We start from the raw sequence: 19,609 nt of genomic DNA, 5'->3' as shown, positions 1-19,609 counted from the left end.
CTCTTCACCGGTCTGCTTCCGCTTTCGCGCAGACGGCGGGTCGCATCATCAATAATGCTAACTAAGATGCATTCGGCGTGAGCGTAAGACGTAAATCAGGCCCGACCTGACGAATATCGCTGAATGAGAACGCTGGCGCTTCAGCAAGATGTGCGATGCCGGGCAAATGGCACAGACCACGGGCGGCATCGCCTAGCAGCCTGGGCGCAAGATAAATAATAAGCTCATCAACCACGCCCGCGCTAAGCAGCGCGCCGGCAAGGCCCGCACCCGCTTCCACCCAGACGCTGTTGATCTGACGGCGGCCTAACAGCAGCAGCAGCGACACTAAATCCGTCTGGTTACGATGCAGCGGCAGGGTAAATTGCTCTACATTTGCGGGCCAGCGCTGCGTATCAGCCTGCTCGCGCACCAGCCAGGTGGCACCGGGCTGATTAATCAGGCGGTGCTCGGGCGTGACGCGATTCTTACTGTCGACGATCACGCGTATCGGCTGCCGCAGATCCGTTTCCGGGAACAGCGCCTGACTCTCGCCGGACAGTTCGTCCCAGCGTACATTCAGGGAGGGATTATCCGCCAGCACCGTTGCACTGCTGCTGAGAATAGCGGAACTTTGCGCGCGCAGCCGCTGCACGTCGCGCCGGGCTTCCGGTGAGGTAATCCACTGGCTTTCGCCGTTGGCCATCGCCGTTCTGCCATCCACCGACGCGCCCATTTTAAGCTGCACCCAGGGGAAGCCGGTACGCATCCGTTTCAGAAATCCGCGGTTTAGCGCTTCCGCTTCCTGCATCATCAGCCCGTGGCTGACCTCAATACCTGCCTGCCTGAGCCTGTAAAGTCCGCGCCCCGCCACTTCCGGGTTAGGGTCCTGCATCGCTACCACCACGCGGCTGACACCCGCGGCAATCAGTGCATCGCAGCAGGGCGGCGTTCGCCCATGATGGCTACAGGGTTCCAGGGTGACGTAAGCCGTCGCCCCGCGCGCTTTGTCACCCGCCATGCGTAATGCGTGAACTTCGGCGTGCGGCTCACCCGCACGGTAGTGATAGCCTTCCCCTACCACCTGGCCTGCACGTACGATAACGCAGCCTACGTTAGGATTGGGCGTCGTGGTGAAGCGTCCCCGGCGGGCCAGCTCCAGGGCGCGCGCCATATAGATTTCATCACGCATGAGTTAGTCCTGTAAGCGGGCAATCTCTTCGCCAAATTCGCGAATATCTTCGAAACTGCGATAAACCGAAGCAAAGCGAATGTAGGCCACTTTATCCAGCTTCTTCAGTTCGTCCATGACCAGGTTACCGATCATTTTACTGGGAACTTCACGCTCACCGGTCGAGCGCAGCTGGCTTTTGATATGGCTGACGGCGTTTTCCACGTCATCGGAGTTAACCGGGCGTTTCTCCAGCGCTTTCATGATACCGCTGCTGAGCTTATCTTCATTAAACGGCTCGCGAATATCATTGCTTTTCACCACCCGCGGCATTACCAGCTCGGCCACCTCAAAGGTAGTAAACCGCTCATGGCACACCAGGCATTGACGACGTCGACGCACTGAGGTTCCCTCCCCCACCAGGCGGGAGTCGATCACTTTGGTATCCACAGCAGAACAGAACGGGCAGTGCATGATGCTTCCTGATAGTCTGGAAATAGACATACAGTGTAGCGCGAAGTCAAAGTGAACAAAATAACGTACCGACCTTTTGACCGCGATTATCCCTTAGCCTTCAGGCCTCTTTCAGACCTCCCCTGAAAGCAGCTCCCGTTTTTCCCGCTATAATTATCCCCTGACGTGAAATAAATCATTCAGTGAGCAACAATTAACCGGAGGATATATGGGACTTTTCAACTTTGTAAAAGAAGCGGGTGAAAAACTGTGGGATTCCGTTTCAGGCACCGATGAGGACCAGAGTAAAAAGCTGCACGACTATATCAACAAACTGGGCCTGCCGGGCAGTGATAAGGTCGATGTGAAGGTTAATGATGGCAAAGCCAGCATCAGCGGTGACGCTATTTCTCAGGAACTGAAAGAGAAAATCCTCGTTGCAGCAGGGAACGTAGCGGGCATTACCGCAGTTGATGACAACGTGAAAGTGGCTGAACCTGCCACAGAAGCGAAATTTTATACCGTTAAGTCGGGCGATACCCTGAGCGCCATCTCTAAACAGGTTTATGGCGACGCGAACAAGTACAACAAAATATTTGAAGCGAACAAGCCAATGCTCTCTCATCCGGACAAGATCTATCCCGGACAGACGCTGCGTATCCCTGAGTAAGCTGGCTGCAAGGAGCCCGGAACAGAATGGTAAAGGACAGAGTAAAAGCCCCTCTGCTGGTAACAGCAGCCCTGCTGTTAGCCGGCTGTGCCACCCCCGCGCAGCAGCCGCAGCTGAACAAATTGCACCATGAAGTGGGTAAGCTGAACAATCAGATGCAGCAGCTTACCGCTCAGGCCTCGCTGTTGGAGCAGCAAAATAGCCTTAACGGCGGTGCCGCACAGGGTGCGTGGCTATTGCCATCCACCCACACGGCAGTGGTGTTGCAAAGTCAGGCGGGGGATCTTCGACTGTCGCTTGGTTCGCTACAAAGCGAAGCCGACGGCACGCGGGTGATGTTGCATATCCATGCGGTGTCAGATAAGCCAATTCCGGCGTTGAGCGCGCAGGTTGAATGGGGTGAAACAGATAGCGCAACGGGTAAACCACTGGAGGCCAGCAGTCAGAGTCAGACCCTTCACCTGACGGACGCGCTGTTGCCGAGACGTGATGCAGCCGTTTCGCTAAGCCTGAAAAATGTGTCACCCGAGCAGTTAGGCTACGTACGTATCCATGATATCCAGCTGGCTCCTTCCGAACAGCTGGCAACACCCGCCCAATAATTCCGGGCAGCCTTCCACACCAGCCAAATAAAAAGCGCCGCATTAGCGGCGCTTCTGACGGTCAATCAACCCCACCTTAGCGTGGGGTTGTTTTTTTCAACTGCCGCTCAGACTTGAGAACGGCAATTCTCCCGCTTACGGCATGATTGAAGGTTGATCGGCACCCTCTTTCTCAACCTTCTGCTGAAGCATATGCTCACGCTTCATTCCCAGCTTCAGCGCCAGGGCCGAGGCAACATAGATTGAAGAGATGGTCCCGATGGACACACCAATCAGCATGGTCAATGAGAAGCCTTCCAGCAGCGCACCGCCAAAGATAAACAGCATCAGCACCACCATCAGCGTGGTCGCAGAGGTCATGATGGTACGGCTCAGCGTCTGCGTCAGCGAGACGTTGAAGATCTCGTAAGGCGTTCCGCGACGAATTTTGCGGAAGTTCTCACGAATACGGTCCGATACCACGATACTGTCGTTCAGCGAGTAGCCGATAACCGACATCAGCGACGCGATAATGGTCAAATCTATCTCAATATGGAACAGAGACAGCACGCCCATAGTAATGATCACGTCGTGCGCCAGCGCCAGTACGGCCCCTAACGCCAGTCGCCATTCGAAGCGAAAACCAACGTAGATAAGGATGGCGATCAGCGCCACCAGCAGCGCCATACCGCCGGTCTGCGCCAGATCGCTGCCCACGCTGGGACCGACGAACTCAATACGCTTCACGGTAGCCTGCTGCTGGCTGGCCTGATTAATGGTGGTGACCACCTTGTTACCCAGCTCCTGGCCCGCATTCCCCTCATGAGGAGAGAGACGGACCAGGACGTCACGGCTGCTGCCGAAGTTCTGGATTTGTGGGTCCACAAAGCCAGACTTCTCAAGCGCACCGCGCAGGCTGTCGAGATCGGCTGGTTTTTCCAGGGTAATTTCAATCACCGTACCACCGGTGAAATCCAGACCCCAGTTAAACCCTTTCACGCCCATTATTGCAAAAGAGGCGATCAGCAACAGGCCGGAAAGGGTAAAGGCCAATTTATCCCAGCGCATAAAGTCATAGACTTTACGGCCGTAGTTCAGTTGTTCAACGCTATAGTCCTGTGCCACAACGCACTCCTCAGATAGACAGCTTGTTGATGCGTTTGCCGCCGTACAACAGGTTGACGATGGCGCGGGTACCGACAATGGCGGTAAACATAGACGTCACCACACCGATTGCCGTGGTGATAGCAAAGCCTTTAATCGAACCCGTACCGACCGCGTACAGGATAATCGCGGTGATCAGCGTCGTCACGTTGGCGTCGATAATACTGGAGAACGCACCGCTGTAGCCTTCATGAATCGCCTGCTGAACGGAGCGACCGTTCTTCAGCTCTTCCTTAATACGCTCATTGATCAGTACGTTTGCATCCACCGCAACCGCCAGCGTCAGTACGATCCCGGCGATGCCCGGCATGGTAAGGGTAGCGCCCGGCAGCAGGGACATAATCCCCACGATCAGCACCAGGTTAGCGACCAGCGCCGTGGTAGCAATCACCCCGAATTTACGGTAGTAAACCACCATAAACACGATAGAGGCGATCAGGCCCCACAGACAGGCTTCCAGACCCTGAGTGATGTTCTGCTGGCCCATGGTTGGACCGATAGTACGCTCTTCAACAATCTGAATAGGCGCAATCAGCGCACCCGCACGCAGCAGCAGCGAGAGCTGACGGGCTTCGTTAGGATTACTGATACCGGTAATACGGAAGCTGTTACCCAGTCGGGACTGGATATTCGCCACGTTAATGACCTCTTCCTGCTTCGCCAGAATCGCCCGACCGTTGGCATCTTTCTTACCGCTGTCTTTATACTCAACAAACAGCGTTGCCATCGGCTTACCGATATTATCCTTGGTGAAGTTGGACATGATGTTACCGCCCGCGCTATCCAGTGAAATGTTCACCTGCGCCTGGTTGTACTCATCCTGGCTGGACGTGGAATCGGTAATATGATCGCCGGTCAGAATCACGCGCTTGTAGAGCGTTACCGGCTCGCCTTCACGGGTTTTTTTGACTTCAGAATCACCCGGTACGCGGCCATTCGCGGCGGCGGTAGGGTCAACAGAGGTGTTCACCAGGCGGAATTCCAGCGTCGCCGTCGCGCCCAGAATCTCTTTCGCCCGCGCCGTATCCTGAATACCCGGCAGCTCGACCACGATACGATCGGAGCCCTGACGCTGCACCAGCGGTTCGGCCACGCCGAGCTGGTTAACGCGGTTACGCAGGATGGTAATGTTTTGCTGTACGGCGTATTCGCGAGCCTCACGCAGACGATCGTCGGTCATGACCGCGCGCAGCGCATTGCTGCCGCTGCTGTTGATCACCAGATCGCGATGGCGGCCAGAGAGATAGCTGACGGCATCATCACGCGCCGCAGCATCGCGGAAGCGGATTTCCAGACCGTAGTTATCCGTTTTGCGCACGTTGGTGTAGGGGATGTTTTTATCGCGAAGGTCGCTGCGGAGGTTATCAATATTTTGCTCCTGGAGCTTGCCCAGGGCGGTATCCATATCAACTTCCATCAGGAAGTGCACGCCACCGCGCAGATCCAGACCGAGCTTCATCGGTTCAGCAGCCAGCAGGGATAACCATTCAGGCGTCGCCGGTGCCAGGTTGAGCGCAACGACATAGTCTTCGCCCAGTACCTTGATCATCGCATCACGCGCGCGCAGCTGGGCATCACCGTTGGCAAAACGTGCCAGGATAGCGCCATTTTCCAGCGCGATGGATTTGCTCTGAATATTGTCTTGTTTTAATACGTTCTGGATCTGGACCAGCGTTTGCTCACTGGCGGCGCTTCCGCGCGCACCAGTGACCTGAACAGCCGGATCCTCACCATAAAGGTTAGGAAGCGCATACAGCAGGCCGACGATAAGCACGACGACCAGCATGATGTACTTCCACAAAGGATAACGGTTTAACACGGCATTTCCCTTAGGGAAGACAAAAAATTAAAGCGCTTTCATCGTACCTTTCGGCAGGACGGCAGCCACGAAATCACGTTTAACCACTACTTCCGTGGTCTCGTTCAGCGCGATGGCCACGTAGCCCGTGTCAGCCACTTTGGTTACGCGACCTACCAGACCACCGGTGGTCAGCACTTCGTCACCTTTAGAGATGGAGTCCATCAGCTTTTTATGTTCTTTCGCACGTTTCTGCTGCGGACGCAGGATCATGAAAAAGAAGATCAGGCCAAATACCACCAGCATAATAACCAGTGAATAAGGACTTGACTGAGACGGCGCGCCTGCGGCAGCCACTGCGTCAGATATGAACAAACTCATTTAATTTCCCTCTTTGTTTAATTATCAGACGTTCAACGGCGGAACCGCTTTACCCGTCAGTTCATAGAATTCGGTAACGAAGCGCTCTAATTTACCCTCTTCGATAGCCTGCCGCAAACCTGCCATCAGGCGCTGATAGTAGCGCAGGTTATGGATCGTATTCAGACGCGCACCCAGGATTTCATTGCAGCGATCGAGATGATGCAGATAGGCGCGGCTGTAGTGACGACAGGTATAGCAATCACAGTCAGCATCGAGTGGCGAGACGTCATCTTTGTACTTCGCATTGCGGATTTTTACCACGCCGCGGGTCACAAAAAGATGTCCGTTACGGGCATTGCGGGTCGGCATCACGCAGTCAAACATATCGACCCCACGACGCACGCCCTCAACCAGATCTTCCGGCTTGCCCACGCCCATCAGATAGCGGGGTTTGTCCTCGGGGATCTGCGGACAGACATGCTCCAGAATGCGGTGCATATCCTCTTTTGGCTCACCTACCGCCAGGCCGCCCACAGCGTAACCATCAAAGCCTATCTCCACCAGCCCTTTTACCGAGACATCTCGTAAATCTTCGTAAACCCCGCCCTGAATAATGCCAAAGAGCGCATTTTTATTCCCCAGAGAATCAAAGCGGTCGCGGCTACGCTGGGCCCAGCGCAGGGACATCTCCATTGAGCGCTTAGCATAATCCCAGTCGGCAGGGTAAGGAGTACATTCGTCAAAAATCATCACCACGTCGGAGCCGAGATCGAACTGGATCTCCATTGATTTTTCCGGGTCGAGGAAAATCGCATCGCCGTTAATCGGGTTACGGAAATGCACGCCCGCTTCGGTGATTTTGCGGATGTCACCCAGGCTGAAGACCTGAAAACCGCCGGAGTCGGTAAGAATGGGGCCTTTCCACTGCATAAAATCGTGAAGATCGCCGTGCAGCTTCATGATCTCCTGGCCAGGGCGCAGCCATAAATGGAAGGTGTTGCCGAGAATAATCTGCGCACCGGTATCCTGCACTTCTTCCGGCGTCATGCCTTTTACCGTGCCATAGGTGCCCACCGGCATAAATGCAGGGGTTTCAACCACGCCGCGATCGAAGACCAGACGGCCACGCCGTGCGCGCCCGTCGGTAGTATCTAATTCAAACTTCACATTGCCTCCACCAGATATACAGTCTGATGATCAGTAAAAAGGAGCGCATTCTACCAACCCAGGCAGCTGCGATACAAGCGAGCGCGTTAACCGCCCACCTGTTCATCTGCGGCCTGCGGATTTTGGGTGATAAACATGGCGTCGCCGTAGCTAAAGAAACGGTACTGTTCAGCAACCGCCTGCTGATAGGCATGCAGGGTATTGCGGTAACCGGCAAAGGCGGAGACCAGCATAATCAGCGTTGATTCAGGCAGATGGAAGTTGGTTACCAGCGCGTCAATAACCTGGTAATGGTAGCCGGGATAGATAAAGATTTTCGTGTCATCGAAAAAGGGTGCAATCAGCTGGCCCTGTGCCGCCTTCGCCGCGCTCTCCAGAGAACGAACGGAGGTTGTGCCTACCGCGACCACGCGGTTGCCGCGTGCCTTGCAGGCCAGTACCGCGTCCACCACCTCCTGTGGCACCTCGGCATATTCGGCATGCATGATGTGGTCTTCAATGCTCTCTACCCGCACCGGCTGGAAGGTACCCGCGCCAACGTGCAGGGTCACAAAAGCGGTTTCAATACCTTTCTCACGCAGCGCATCCAGCAGCGGCTGGTCGAAATGCAACCCAGCGGTCGGCGCGGCTACCGCACCAGGACGCTCACTGTATACGGTCTGATAAAGCTCGCGGTCCGCTTCTTCATCCGGGCGATCAATATAAGGCGGCAGCGGCATATGCCCCACGGCATTCAGGATGTCCAGTACCGCACGCTCATCCTCAAAGCGCAGCTCAAACAGCGTATCGTGCCGCGCGACCATGGTGGCTTTGACGCTTTCGTCATCACCCAGCAGAAGTTCAGCGCCCGGCTTAGGTGCCTTAGAGGAGCGGACATGCGCCAGTACGCGATGGTCGTCAAGCATACGCTCGACCAGCACTTCAATTTTACCGCCGCTGGCTTTGCGACCAAAGACGCGCGCGGGGATCACCCGCGTATTGTTGAACACCAGCAGGTCGCCGGGGTTGAGCATATCCAGCAAATCGGTGAAGACCCCGTGCGTCAGCGTGCCGTCAGCCCCATTCAGGGTCAACAGACGACATCCGCTGCGCTGGGCCTGCGGATAGTGGGCAATCAGGGACTCGGGCAACTCAAAGGAAAAATCGGCAACGCGCATGGTCATTCACTGTCAGGGAAATCAGGGCGCACAGTCTAGCTGAAAACCGACCATTTCTAAACAGGGAGTGAATCCGACGCGCTTACTCAAGTAAGTGATTCGGGTGAGCGAACGCCGCAAACGCCGCTACAGCGTCAAGGGCGAAGGCGGTATACTGTGGGGATGAACTATCTCGCCCACCTCCACCTCGCCACGCTGGCTGACAGCTCCCTGCTGGGTAACCTTATGGCTGACTATGTTCGCGGTAATCCGCGTAACGACTGGCCGGATGCCGTTGCTGAGGGCATTTTGCTGCACCGCCGTGTTGATGCGATGACCGATGCTTTACCTGAAGTTCGCGCGGCAAAGGCATTTTTTCGCGATGAAACGCGCCGGGTGGCACCCATTACGCTTGATGTTATCTGGGATCACTTCTTATCCCTTAACTGGGGCCGGTTGCATCCCGACAGGCCGCTTAGCGAATTTTTAACCCTTGCTGAGGATGAAATTACGCCTCACCTGGCTGGGACGCCGGAACGCTTTCAGAGCCTTAATCGCTATCTATGGCGCGAGCGCTGGATGGAGAGGTATGCCGATCCGGCCTGGCTTGAGAGAGTGCTGAACGGCATGGCCAGCAGCAGGCCCCGGCTGGCCGCGCTGGCGCCGTCCTATTATGATTTCATTGATAACTATCAAACGTTTAGCGACTATTTTTGGCAGTTATATCCGCGAATGATGGAACTTGCCTCGCAAAAAGCCCTCTGAATAATGAAAAGCGTTGCCCTTTTGCAGAAATAGACTACTGTGGTGGACTGCCTGAAGGAATAACACCTTTTGATAGCTTTAGCCTATCTCATTAATCGGCCTGTTGCGCTGGTTCACGCGCGGAAGCCACCTTTATACTGCGTCTAATTAACGTTAATTCACTCACTTTTTACAGGAGTACATATGGTCCTGGTAACTCGTCAAGCCCCTGATTTTACTGCTGCTGCCGTGCTGGGCAACGGTGAAATCGTTGAAAACTTCAACTTCAAAAAACACACCGCTGGCAAGGCCACCGTGGTGTTCTTTTGGCCAATGGACTTCACTTTCGTGTGTCCTTCTGAACTGATTGCCTTCGACAAGCGTTACGAAGAGTTCCAGAAGCGCGGCGTGGAAGTTGTGGGCGTTTCTTTTGACTCCGAGTTCGTTCATAACGCCTGGCGTAAAACCCCAATTGATAAAGGCGGCATCGGCGAAGTGAAATATGCGATGGTTGCTGATATCAAACGCGAAGTGCAGAAAGCGTTTGGTATTGAACACCCGGATGCTGGCGTTGCGCTGCGTGGCTCATTCCTGATCGACAAAGCCGGTGTGGTTCGCCACCAGGTTGTTAACGATCTGCCGCTGGGCCGCAACGTTGACGAAATGCTGCGTATGGTAGACGCGCTGCAGTTCCACGAAGAGCACGGTGAAGTGTGCCCGGCTCAGTGGGAAAAAGGCAAAGAAGGTATGGGCGCGTCTCCAGACGGCGTAGCTAAATACCTGTCCGCAAACGCAAATAACCTGTAATTCCCGCGTTTTGCAATGGCTCGCTTCGGCGAGCCTTTTTTTTTAGCTGTGCTGATACGGCAGTCCGTCACCGGCATAACTCTCCCCCTCCTTAATCGCCACCTTAGCCAGCTTCAATCCCCTCTCCTTAATCGCCACCTTAGGCAGCAGCATCTTTCCCTTAACCTCTGCTGATCCAGCGCTGAATGGCTTCACTCCGCGCATCGTACGTAATTCCAATGTGTTAAGCCCTTACACCTCGGGTCTTAAGGTTTCATTAGTGCTGCAATCAGGCTATTGTTTCGCACACTGGAGCCAGTCTGCTCTTCCCCCAATGATGACAACGCACAGGGATCCGATGTTGGTGAAAACGCCCGTTCTGTCTGCGCTTATCAGCGCTATTCTGCCCGCCCTGTTCACGCTTAATGCCTGTGCGGAGAGCACGCAATACCAGCTGGAAAAAGTGGTTGAGGTCAGCCGCCACGGCGTGCGACCACCTACCCCCGGTAACCGGAAGCAGATTGAAGCCGTTACCCAGCGTTCATGGCCCGTATGGCAGACAGCCGACGGAGAGTTAACCGGGCACGGCTATACCGGGGCCTGGCTTAAGGGCCAGTTTGAAAGCCAGCGCTATCGCCAGCTCGGCCTGCTAAAGGCGGGCTGCCCGTCTGAAGATGAGGTTTATATCCGCGCCAGCACCCTACAGCGTACGCAGGCTACCGCCGCTGCGCTGTCATCGGCTGCTTTTCCCGGCTGCGGTGTGCCCGTCCATGCGCTGTCCGACAGGGACCCTCTGTTTCAGTATCCCAAAGGCAATGCCAGCCCGGCAGAAAAGGAAATAGCGAAGCAAGAAGCACTTAAGGCAATCGGAGGCGACGTTAGCCGCGCGCAGCAGCGCCTGGAGCCACAGATCGCGGCCCTGAAGCGCGCCTTATGTCATCCGGGAAGCGCCTGCCCTGATTTCGATCGCCCCTGGTCACTCCATGTCTGGTCGAACGGCCGCATAGGTATTACCGGTCTGGACAGCCTGGGCGCCATGGCGGAAACCCTTCGGCTGGCGTGGAGTGAAAATCTGCCTGTCGCACGGGTGGCTTTTGGTCAGGTAAGCACCACCGCCGGGGTCGCCAGGCTTCTGCCACTGTTAAGCGCCAAATACACCTACAGCAACGATCTGCCTTATGCGGCGCGTCGCGGCGGATCGATACTGATGGGGCAGATAGCCGCTGCGCTGGATAATAATACGCAGCCCGATGCGCCACCGGACGTTCGCTGGCTGCTGTATGTGGCAAGCGATATTAATCTGGCGTATCTGCGTACGCTGCTTAATTTCAGCTGGCAGCAGGGTGAATATCCGCCTGGCAATATTCCGCCCGGCGGCAGCCTGGTCTTCGAACGCTGGCGTGATAGCCATCAGCAGCGTTATATCCGGGTGACCTTTCAGGCCCAGAGCCTCGATCAGCTACGCCAGCTCACGCCGCTCAGCCAGAGCAATCCGCTGCTTATCACCGAGTGGCAGTTCCCCGGCTGTAAAACTACTGCGGTGGGTACGCTTTGCCCTTACGATGCAGCGCTCACGCGCATAAAGCAGAATATCGATCCGGCGGTGATGGTCCCGGTGAGCTACCCGAAATCCTGATGTGTTGGATGTCAAAACACGTTCGCCTGGCGGCTTAAGTCGGCACAGGCTAAAAGCGTACAAAGTCGGGTGAATTATTTTCGCCAGGTATCAGTAACAAAAAAAGGGCCGGAAATTATCCGGCCCTTTTTTTTATCGGCTGTTGGGTTCTTCCCCACCCTGCGGGGAGTGACAACCGGGCGACGCATTGCTGTCGTCGATGGCTGAGATTAATGAGCGCTGACTTTTTTCTTCACAAACAGCCAGCTCACCAGCAGCAGCGCGATCCAGCCTACCCCAACATATAGCGAAACGCGCGTATCGGGAAAGTAGCCAATCAGGCCGATAATAAAGGCCAGCGACAGCACGCCTACCATCGCAGTGAACGTACCGCCAGGCATGGCAAACTTCAGCGCCCGCGCCTGCTCTTTGCTCAGCGTCCGGCGGAAGCCAATTTGAGCGAAGAGGATCATAATCCACACCCAGACGGTGGCGAACGTCGCCAGTGAAGCGATCACCAGAAACACCTTGCCCGGCATCAGATAGTTAAGATAGACCGCGATCAGCATAGCTAACATCATCACCAACACGGTTACCCAGGGGATGCCGCGCCGCGAAACCGTGGCGAACATTTTTGGCGCATGCCCCTGTTCAGCCATACCATGCAGCATGCGGCCCACGCCGAATACATCACTGTTGATGGCCGACAGCGAAGCGGTGATCACCACAAAATTCAAAATAGCCGCAGCGGCAGCGATACCCATATGCTGGAAGGTCAGCACAAAGGGGCTACCATCAGTGCCGACCTGATTCCAGGGGAAGATCGACATAATCACGAACAGCGTACCCACGTAGAACACCAGAATACGCAGCGGGACGGTGTTTATCGCACGGGGAATAGAGGCTTCAGGGTCTTTCGCTTCACCGGCGGTGATACCAATTATTTCTATCCCGCCATAGGCAAACATCACAATTTGCAACGACAGCACCATACCGATCACGCCGTGCGCAAAGAAGCCGCCGTTAGTCCATAAATTATGGATGCCGGTCGCCTGACCGCCGTTACCAATACCCCAGAAGATGATACCGATACCCGCCACGATCATGATAATAATGGTGGCGACCTTAAACAGCGACAGCCAGAACTCCACCTCGCCAAATACCTTTACGGTCGCCATATTGATGGCGCCGATAATCAGCACCACGCTCAGTACCCAGATCCAGTGCGGGACGTCCGGAAACCACACGCCCATATAAATGCCGAAGGCGGTCACGTCGGCAATAGCGACAATCAGGATTTCAAAGCAGTAGGTCCAGCCGGTAATATAGCCAGCCAGCGGCCCCAGATAGTCCTGCGCGTAACGTGAAAAAGAGCTGGCCTGGGGGTTATTCACCGACATCTCGCCCAGCGCGCGCATAATAATATAGGCGATAGCCCCGCCGATGATGTAGGCGAGGATAACGCTCGGACCGGCCATTTTCATTGCATCAGCCGAGCCGTAAAAAAGCCCGGTACCAATTGCCGATCCCAGCGCCATAAAGCGAATGTGTCGGGTACTCAGTCCCTTTTTGAGCGTATTTTTTGTCATTTCTCTGCTTCCGATCCTGCTACATTTGCCTCCCCGACGCATTGACGACGGGGAAGACGGATGATCGATTACTGTTGCGACACGTGAGCGGGTTGGCCACCGCGTACGCGGTCATAGATAGCGGCCACGACCAGCATAGCCAGTGAAGGCGGCAGCCATGCCAGCCCTTGCTCTGCCAGCGGAAGATGCTGGGCAAAAGCGGGCAGCATGGACGTCAGCTCACCAGCCTTGATCGCATCAATAATGCCGAACAGCAGGCTGATAAGCATCGTTGGCGCGATAATGCGGCTGCTTTTGTTCCACCAGTTCAGGGTAAAACTCAGCAGGATCAGCACGATACAGGGTGGATAGATACCGGTCAGCACGGGGACAGAGATGCGGATCAGATGGCTCAGGCCAAGGTTAGATACCAGCATGGAGAACAGGCCGAGAATAAATACCAGCTGACGGTAGGTCAGCGGCAGATACTGCTCAAAGAACTCCGCGCAGGCGCAGGTCAGGCCCACTGCCGTTACCATACAGGCAACAAAGATCAGCGCCGCCAGGAAGGTGCTTCCCATGCCGCCAAAGGTCTGCTGCACGTAGGCGTGAAGGATAGCTGCACCGTTAGCGCTTTGCTCAACCAGTCCCGCGCTGTTGGAACCCAGCTTGAACAGCGTCAGATAGACCAGCGTCAGGCCCACGCCGGCAATAAGACCGGCCATAACGGTATAGCGCGTTAGCAGCTTAGCTTCACTGACGCCGCGCGAGCGGGCCGCATTGACAATCACAATGCCGAACACCAGCGCACCGAGGGTATCCATGGTCAGATAGCCATTGACGAAGCCGGTAGAAAAGGCCGCCTGTTGGTAAGCGTCCGTCGCCGGTGCCACCCCCCCGGCAGGCCAGATCAGCGCTGCAATTCCCAGAATGGCCAGCGCCACAATTTTCAGCGGCGCGAGGACATGACCGACGGTATCGAGCAGCTTACCGGGATAGAGAGAAATACCGATAACCAGCGCAAAGTAGATCAGGCTGTAGATAAAAAGCGGTAGCGGGCCGTCACCGGTCAGCGGGGCAATACCCACCTCGAAAGAGACCGTAGCGGTGCGCGGTGTGGCAAACAGCGGGCCGACGGCCAGGTAGCACACGGTCGCCAGTACCAAACCGGCGGCTTTGCCAATCGGCGTACTGAGTGCGTCGATGCCGCCGCCCACGCGCGCCAGCGCAATGACCGTAATCACCGGCAGGCCGACGGCGGTAATCAGAAAGCCTATTGCTGCGATCCAGACGTGTGCGCCCGACTGAATACCCACCATAGGTGGAAAAATAATATTACCTGCCCCCACAAACAGGGCAAAGGTCATAAAGCCCAGCGCGAGGATGTCTTTAGAAGATAATCGATTTGTCATAATCAGCGAAGCTGCCTGTACTGGTGTTAAGTGGAATCGTGATGTCAGAAATATCGCCCCGTGTGCGCTGAAAACACCGCCTTATCAAACCGATACAGGGAAATATATTGACCCAACGTCGCTCTGGCAGCGAATGTACGCTGATTTTGGTTTTCTAACGGGGGATAATGTAAAAACGGCGCTAAGTAAACCGTTTATAGCGGAGAAAGGCAATACGGGATCGGGAATGCAGAGTGATATAGCGTAAAAAAAAGCTTATCCAGTGAATCAGTTCAGTTTATCGGCTGGTTGCCTTACATGATTTGTATGATTTGCATGCAGTCCAGGGGGGTTTCCTGCATTACCGCCCGCTTAAATGCACAAAAGGCGCGCCCGGGCGCGCCTTTATGACCCTTTGCGGTGTTTTACCAGACGTCTTTAGCGATATCGACCACCAGTCGCAGCTTTTCCCACTGTTGCGCTTCGCTCAGGCTGTTCCCCTCTTCCGTAGAGGCAAAGCCGCACTGCGGGCTGAGGCAAATCTGGTCGAGGCTGACGAACTGCGCGGCTTCCGCAATACGTTTTTTTACCGTCTGCGGATCTTCCAGCTCACCCGTTTTGGTGGTGATCAGCCCCAGCACTACCTGCTGCCTGCCCGGTTTGATAAAGCGCAGCGGTTCAAAGCCACCGGAGCGTTCGTTATCGTATTCCAGGAAGAACGCATCAATATTTACGCTGCCAAACAGAATTTCAGCCACTGGCTCATAGCCGCCTTCCGAAATCCAGGTCGATCGGAAGTTACCCCGGCAGACATGCAGACCGATGGTGAGATCCTCAGGCTTGCCTTCGAGAGCCTTATTCAGCACCTGCGCATAGATGTGCGCCAGCTCTTCAGGGTCTTCGCCGCGCTCGCGGATTTGTGCCTTTTGGTCTTCGGAGCAGAGGTATGCCCAGACGGTGTCGTCCAGCTGCAGGTAGCGGCAGCCCGCGTTATAAAAAGCCTGAATCGCATCGCGATAGGTTTGCGCCAGATCGTCAAAATAGGCATTCAGATCGGGATAAACGGTGGCGTCTATCGCCTTACGGCCGCCGCGGAAGTGCAGCACGCTTGGGCTGGGAATGGTCATTTTCGCGATGGCATCGCCGCTGATGCTGTTCAGATAGCGGAAATCTTCCAGCATAGGATGCTGACCAAAGCCCAGCTTGCCCGTGACGCGTACGCTGTGTGCTTTGGTCTGCACGCCGTTAAACTGAATACCCTGCTCTGATTCATAAAGCTCCACGCCCTCCAGGCCATCAAAGAAATCGAAGTGCCACCAGGCGCGGCGGAATTCGCCGTCGGTCACCACCTTCAGGCCGCTGGCGCGCTGATGTTCCACGACGTCACGGATCGCCTCATCCTCAATACGACGCAGCTCTTCGGCGTTGATTTCACCGTTCTGGAACTGCTCACGTGCTTTTTTGATTGCGGCGGGACGCAGGAAACTGCCGACCACTTCGGCACGGTACTGAGCGGAATCTCTTTGCATGTTAGGTTACTCCTGGCCTGCGCGCACGGCGCATAATTTACCGGTGAAATAGTTACAATGGGTTATTTTTAGACTTCTGGATGTCTATATGTCCAGACGCAAGAATGTCATGAGAAAGTTTCAGGCGCAAACGAGGAAAATTCATCACAGGTGAAAAAAATTCACGTTGGGGAGGGTCGGGTAAAGCTGCTGGCTTACAACCGGACCCGTTGCCTGAAGTCGGGGATAACCTTTACTTCGTGGCCAGCCCGGCCAGCCTTAGCGCTTCCAGACGCTGTGCGTCAGAAAGCGGCAGGTAGCCAGCCCGACTTACCTGCGCCTGCCCCTGCGGTGAAAGAATATGCCGCAGAAAGGCGGCAGTCAGCGGTGCCAGCGGCTGGTTTGGCGCCTTATTGATGTAGATATAGAGCGGTCTGGCCCAGGGGTAGCGCCCACTGCGAATATTCTCTGCGTCAGGCGGGATCCAGTCATTCCCCTCACGCGCAATGGGCAGCGTTTTAACCCCGCTGATATGGCTACCCATGCTGGCATAGCCGATACCATTCAGCGTGGCGGCAACGGCCTGCGCGACCGCCGCCGCACCGGGATACTCCCCGACGTCATTGCGAAAATCACCGTGGCAGAGCGCCTGCTGCTTGAAAAAACCCCAAGTTCCCGAGGCGGAGTTGCGGCCAAAACGCTGTAGTGCCCGCGTTTGCCAGCCGGGCTGGGTCAACCCGAGATCACCCCACTGACGGATGATTGCAGTATCGCCACAGCGGCGGGTAATGGAAAAAATTGCATCGAGCTGGCGGGTATTTAGCCCGGCCAGCGGATTATCCTGATTCACCATCACTACCAGCGCATCCATGGCAACCGGCACGGCGAGGGGCGGATAGCCGTAGCGGGTTTCAAACAGCTGACGCTCCCCCTGCTGCATTGGGCGACTCATTGCCCCCAGCTGAGCCGCCCCGGCTGCCAGCGCGGTAGGCGCAGTTGAGGAACCGGCTGCCTGAATCTGCACGTTCACGCCGGGATACTGACGATTAAAACTCTCTCCCCACAGCGCCATCAAATTACCCAGCGTATCCGAACCTACGCTGCTCAAATTACCCGCCAGCATTCCTTCGTTTGCCCGGGCCAGCAGGCTAAACAGCAGCAGCCCGGCAATAATAAGCTTTTTCATTATTGTTATCCGCATCAGTGATGAAGCGCATTCTGTGATGATTCAGCGCTGACAAGCAACTCCGGCGGCAGGACAAAACTGAAGCAGGTCTCTTCTCCCGGCTGGCTGCGTATTTCCAGACGACTGTGATGATGACTCAGCGCATGTTTTACAATAGCCAGGCCCAGACCGCTGCCGCCCGTTTGTCGCGATCGGGCTTTATCCACCCGATAGAAGCGCTCCGTCAGGCGCGGAATATGCTCTGCCGCAATGCCCGGGCCGTTATCCTTCACCCTGAACTCAGCCCCTTTCGCAGTTTTCAGCCATGCAATGTCAATCCGTGTGCCGTCCGGCGTGTGGTTTACCGCATTGTAAACCAGATTAGAAAATGCGCTGTGCAGCTGCTCCTCATTACCGTGAACCCACAGATGAGAATCGGTGGAGAACTGCAACAGGTGACGTCCCTGACTGAGCGTGGCGGCTTCCCCCTCCAGCCGCCGCAGCATCGCGGGTATATCAACCTGCTCGTCCCTTCCCTGCGCCGGTGCGGCTTCAATACGGGCCAGCGTCAGCAGCTGCTTCACCAGCCCATCCATACGGCGGGTTTGGTCCTGCATAGTCTGTAATGCTTTCTGCCGCCGCACGCCTTCCATCTCTGACGTTTCCATCATCTCCAGATAGCCCCCCAGCACCGTTAACGGCGTACGCAGTTCGTGACTGACGTTGGCAAAAAAGTTGCGCCGCGCGCCTTCAAGCTGGTGCATCTGCGTGACGTCCCGAGCCACCAGGAGCCACTGCCCTTCGCTGTAGGACATTACGCGAAATTCAAGGTGACGCTGACTGTTAAGCACCAGCATCAGCGGGCGGGTAAATTCGCGCTGGCGCAGATAGCGGGTGAACTCAGGATAGCGCAGCAGGTTGAGGATATTTTGTCCGTTATCTTCGGGCCAGCGCAGACCGAGCATCTGCTGAGCGAGGCCGTTGCACCAGAAGATGCTGCCCTCTTCGGTGGTCAGCACCAGCGCATCAGGCAGTGATTCGGCGCCGCTGCGAAAGCGTTTGATCAGATGGCCCAGTTCGCGACGTCGACGGCGGTTTCGCGCCTGCATCTGGTAAATACCGTAAAAAAGGGGTTCCCAGCTGCCGCGCCCACCTGGCGGCGTCATGCTGCGGTCGATCCACAACCAGTGCGAAAGACGAAGGATGTTGGCAAAATGCCAGCCCAGCAGGGCCAGCACGGAGAGCAGCAGCAGCCACGGCAGATAGCCGATCAGCAGGCTGAGAGCCAGCGCGGGCAGGCACGCCAGCAGCAGTTCAAGCAGTAATCTCTTCCAGGAGAGGCGTTCCAGCACGGTGGATACTCCGTTGCGAGATCAGTAGCGTGAGGAAAAACGGTAACCTGTGCCGCGCACCGTTTGCACCATGCGATCGTGCCCGGTAAGTTCGAGCGCTTTGCGCAGTCGGCGAATATGCACATCAACGGTACGATCTTCGACGTAAACGTTAGTGCCCCATACGTGATTAAGCAACTGTTCACGGCTGTAAACCCGCTCGGGATGGGTCATAAAGAAGTGCAGCAGCTTATATTCCGTCGGCCCCATTTCAACGGGCTGGGTATCGGACATCACCCGGTGGGAGGAGGGATCCAGTGTCAGTCCCTGCATTTCGATCGCTTCTTCCACCGCCATCGGTGAAATGCGGCGCATGACCGCTTTGATGCGGGCGATAAGCTCTTTTGGTGAGAATGGCTTGGTGATGTAGTCATCGGCTCCCACCTCAAGGCCCCGAACGCGATCTTCTTCTTCGCCGCGCGCCGTGAGCATCATGACCGGGATATGTCGGGTCATGGCTTCGCGCTTCAAGTGCCGGATGAGCTGAATGCCCGATCCGCCGGGAAGCATCCAGTCCAGCAGTATCAGGTTGGGCCAGGGTTCAATGAGCAGGTTGATGGCGCTGTCATAGTCTTCTGCTTCAATCGGTTGATAATCATTTTGTTCCAGAACGAAACAGAGCATTTCACGGATGGGGGTTTCATCTTCAACCACCAGAATGCGCTTAGCCATTATTACTCCTGCTGCGGTAACGGGATGTCATTGAGACTCGCGGCGTTATTATGCGTCACTTTTATGACATATTTATGAAAAAAGCCCCAGCCCCAGACGCAATTATGCTGCATGGGATGGATATCTGCGCCGCCGGTGGATAATCCCTGCGGGTGACGGGCTGCACTATTTGCTGTGTCGGTGGATAATCCCTGCGTTTGCCGGGCTGCACTATTTGCTGTGCCGGTGGATAATCCCTGCGGGTGCCGGGCTGCACTATTTGCTGTGCCGGTGGATAATCCCTGCGG

General features: G+C 55.8%; 20 protein-coding genes. 5 read left to right on the top strand and 15 right to left on the bottom strand.

From position 1 onward, the window contains the following. Positions 1-61 precede the first annotated feature (61 nt). Both ribD and nrdR read right to left on the bottom strand, forming a co-directional pair. On the bottom strand, positions 62-1,171 hold the full coding sequence (gene ribD, locus A1830_RS09685) for a bifunctional diaminohydroxyphosphoribosylaminopyrimidine deaminase/5-amino-6-(5-phosphoribosylamino)uracil reductase RibD (RefSeq protein ID WP_067705212.1): 1,110 nt from the start codon (positions 1,169-1,171) through the stop codon (positions 62-64). A 3-nt stretch (positions 1,172-1,174) separates the two neighbouring features. Then, positions 1,175-1,624, bottom strand: a complete 450-nt coding sequence (gene nrdR, locus A1830_RS09680) for a transcriptional regulator NrdR (RefSeq protein ID WP_067705210.1) — start codon at positions 1,622-1,624, stop codon at positions 1,175-1,177. A 208-nt stretch (positions 1,625-1,832) separates the two neighbouring features. Between nrdR and lysM the strand changes: the two genes are divergently transcribed. Beyond that, complete coding sequence (gene lysM / locus A1830_RS09675) at positions 1,833-2,273, top strand: peptidoglycan-binding protein LysM (RefSeq protein WP_067705208.1); 441 nt, start codon at positions 1,833-1,835, stop codon at positions 2,271-2,273. A 26-nt stretch (positions 2,274-2,299) separates the two neighbouring features. Then, positions 2,300-2,875, top strand: a complete 576-nt coding sequence (locus tag A1830_RS09670) for a DUF3251 domain-containing protein (RefSeq protein ID WP_067705206.1) — start codon at positions 2,300-2,302, stop codon at positions 2,873-2,875. 135 nt (positions 2,876-3,010) lie between these two features. On the opposite strand, the gene secF is transcribed toward A1830_RS09670, so the two are convergent. The 5 genes from secF to queA form a co-directional block, all read right to left on the bottom strand. Continuing rightward, complete coding sequence (gene secF, locus A1830_RS09665) at positions 3,011-3,979, bottom strand: protein translocase subunit SecF (protein ID WP_067705203.1); 969 nt, start codon at positions 3,977-3,979, stop codon at positions 3,011-3,013. Positions 3,980-3,989: 10 nt separating this feature from the next. After that, positions 3,990-5,837, bottom strand: coding sequence for a protein translocase subunit SecD (gene secD / locus A1830_RS09660; protein ID WP_073980989.1), 1,848 nt, complete (start codon positions 5,835-5,837; stop codon positions 3,990-3,992). A gap of 27 nt (positions 5,838-5,864) precedes the next feature. Beyond that, positions 5,865-6,197, bottom strand: a complete 333-nt coding sequence (yajC, locus tag A1830_RS09655; RefSeq protein ID WP_067705199.1) for a preprotein translocase subunit YajC — start codon at positions 6,195-6,197, stop codon at positions 5,865-5,867. 24 nt (positions 6,198-6,221) lie between these two features. Continuing rightward, complete coding sequence (tgt, locus tag A1830_RS09650; RefSeq protein WP_067705197.1) at positions 6,222-7,346, bottom strand: tRNA guanosine(34) transglycosylase Tgt; 1,125 nt, start codon at positions 7,344-7,346, stop codon at positions 6,222-6,224. 86 nt (positions 7,347-7,432) lie between these two features. Continuing rightward, positions 7,433-8,503, bottom strand: a complete 1,071-nt coding sequence (gene queA, locus A1830_RS09645; protein ID WP_067705567.1) for a tRNA preQ1(34) S-adenosylmethionine ribosyltransferase-isomerase QueA — start codon at positions 8,501-8,503, stop codon at positions 7,433-7,435. Between the two features lie 162 nt (positions 8,504-8,665). Between queA and A1830_RS09640 the strand changes: the two genes are divergently transcribed. Beyond that, positions 8,666-9,247 (top strand): ACP phosphodiesterase, encoded by a 582-nt coding sequence (locus tag A1830_RS09640; RefSeq protein WP_067705195.1) that lies wholly within the window; start codon positions 8,666-8,668, stop codon positions 9,245-9,247. Between the two features lie 183 nt (positions 9,248-9,430). Next, positions 9,431-10,033: a peroxiredoxin C gene (locus A1830_RS09635; RefSeq protein WP_067705193.1), complete on the top strand. Its 603-nt coding sequence runs from the start codon at positions 9,431-9,433 to the stop codon at positions 10,031-10,033. Between the two features lie 42 nt (positions 10,034-10,075). Here A1830_RS09635 and A1830_RS22615 read toward each other — a convergent pair whose 3' ends face one another. Then, complete coding sequence (locus A1830_RS22615; protein WP_156484979.1) at positions 10,076-10,252, bottom strand: hypothetical protein; 177 nt, start codon at positions 10,250-10,252, stop codon at positions 10,076-10,078. Between the two features lie 118 nt (positions 10,253-10,370). On the opposite strand from A1830_RS22615, the gene A1830_RS09630 reads away from it, so the two are divergent. Beyond that, positions 10,371-11,648, top strand: coding sequence for a histidine-type phosphatase (locus A1830_RS09630; protein WP_067705191.1), 1,278 nt, complete (start codon positions 10,371-10,373; stop codon positions 11,646-11,648). A gap of 209 nt (positions 11,649-11,857) precedes the next feature. Here the strand turns inward: A1830_RS09630 and proY are convergent, their stop codons facing one another. The 7 genes from proY to A1830_RS23320 form a co-directional block, all read right to left on the bottom strand. Then, on the bottom strand, positions 11,858-13,216 hold the full coding sequence (proY, locus tag A1830_RS09625; protein ID WP_067705189.1) for a proline-specific permease ProY: 1,359 nt from the start codon (positions 13,214-13,216) through the stop codon (positions 11,858-11,860). Between the two features lie 68 nt (positions 13,217-13,284). Beyond that, a complete protein-coding gene (gene brnQ, locus A1830_RS09620) occupies positions 13,285-14,607 on the bottom strand; it encodes a branched-chain amino acid transport system II carrier protein (RefSeq protein ID WP_067705186.1) in 1,323 nt (440 codons plus the stop codon). A 404-nt stretch (positions 14,608-15,011) separates the two neighbouring features. Next, positions 15,012-16,115, bottom strand: a complete 1,104-nt coding sequence (locus tag A1830_RS09615) for a cobalamin-independent methionine synthase II family protein (RefSeq protein ID WP_067705184.1) — start codon at positions 16,113-16,115, stop codon at positions 15,012-15,014. Between the two features lie 232 nt (positions 16,116-16,347). Then, positions 16,348-17,280: a PstS family phosphate ABC transporter substrate-binding protein gene (locus A1830_RS09610; RefSeq protein WP_067705182.1), complete on the bottom strand. Its 933-nt coding sequence runs from the start codon at positions 17,278-17,280 to the stop codon at positions 16,348-16,350. A 14-nt stretch (positions 17,281-17,294) separates the two neighbouring features. Continuing rightward, complete coding sequence (phoR, locus tag A1830_RS09605) at positions 17,295-18,611, bottom strand: phosphate regulon sensor histidine kinase PhoR (RefSeq protein ID WP_067705179.1); 1,317 nt, start codon at positions 18,609-18,611, stop codon at positions 17,295-17,297. 21 nt (positions 18,612-18,632) lie between these two features. Beyond that, positions 18,633-19,322: a phosphate response regulator transcription factor PhoB gene (gene phoB / locus A1830_RS09600; RefSeq protein ID WP_067705177.1), complete on the bottom strand. Its 690-nt coding sequence runs from the start codon at positions 19,320-19,322 to the stop codon at positions 18,633-18,635. Positions 19,323-19,324: 2 nt separating this feature from the next. After that, the coding region (locus A1830_RS23320; protein ID WP_231877602.1) for a hypothetical protein at positions 19,325-19,609 on the bottom strand (285 nt) is incomplete at its 5' end.

Origin of the sequence: Erwinia sp. ErVv1, from assembly GCF_900068895.1 — a bacterium.
Lineage (GTDB): Bacteria > Pseudomonadota > Gammaproteobacteria > Enterobacterales > Enterobacteriaceae > Erwinia.
Note: the sequence above shows the minus strand (reverse complement) of the source record. Positions and strands in the feature narration are given on the sequence as shown.

Coding starts and splice junctions, on each gene's coding strand:
- yajC (WP_067705199.1), bottom strand. CDS start 6,197: ATGAGTTTGTTCATATCTGACGCAGTGGCTGCCGCAGGCGCGCCGTCT.
- A1830_RS09640 (WP_067705195.1), top strand. CDS start 8,666: ATGAACTATCTCGCCCACCTCCACCTCGCCACGCTGGCTGACAGCTCC.
- brnQ (WP_067705186.1), bottom strand. CDS start 14,607: ATGACAAATCGATTATCTTCTAAAGACATCCTCGCGCTGGGCTTTATG.
- A1830_RS09635 (WP_067705193.1), top strand. CDS start 9,431: ATGGTCCTGGTAACTCGTCAAGCCCCTGATTTTACTGCTGCTGCCGTG.
- phoB (WP_067705177.1), bottom strand. CDS start 19,322: ATGGCTAAGCGCATTCTGGTGGTTGAAGATGAAACCCCCATCCGTGAA.
- A1830_RS09610 (WP_067705182.1), bottom strand. CDS start 17,280: ATGAAAAAGCTTATTATTGCCGGGCTGCTGCTGTTTAGCCTGCTGGCC.
- A1830_RS09670 (WP_067705206.1), top strand. CDS start 2,300: ATGGTAAAGGACAGAGTAAAAGCCCCTCTGCTGGTAACAGCAGCCCTG.
- ribD (WP_067705212.1), bottom strand. CDS start 1,171: ATGCGTGATGAAATCTATATGGCGCGCGCCCTGGAGCTGGCCCGCCGG.
- proY (WP_067705189.1), bottom strand. CDS start 13,216: ATGACAAAAAATACGCTCAAAAAGGGACTGAGTACCCGACACATTCGC.
- A1830_RS09630 (WP_067705191.1), top strand. CDS start 10,371: ATGTTGGTGAAAACGCCCGTTCTGTCTGCGCTTATCAGCGCTATTCTG.
- lysM (WP_067705208.1), top strand. CDS start 1,833: ATGGGACTTTTCAACTTTGTAAAAGAAGCGGGTGAAAAACTGTGGGAT.
- queA (WP_067705567.1), bottom strand. CDS start 8,503: ATGCGCGTTGCCGATTTTTCCTTTGAGTTGCCCGAGTCCCTGATTGCC.
- A1830_RS09615 (WP_067705184.1), bottom strand. CDS start 16,115: ATGCAAAGAGATTCCGCTCAGTACCGTGCCGAAGTGGTCGGCAGTTTC.
- nrdR (WP_067705210.1), bottom strand. CDS start 1,624: ATGCACTGCCCGTTCTGTTCTGCTGTGGATACCAAAGTGATCGACTCC.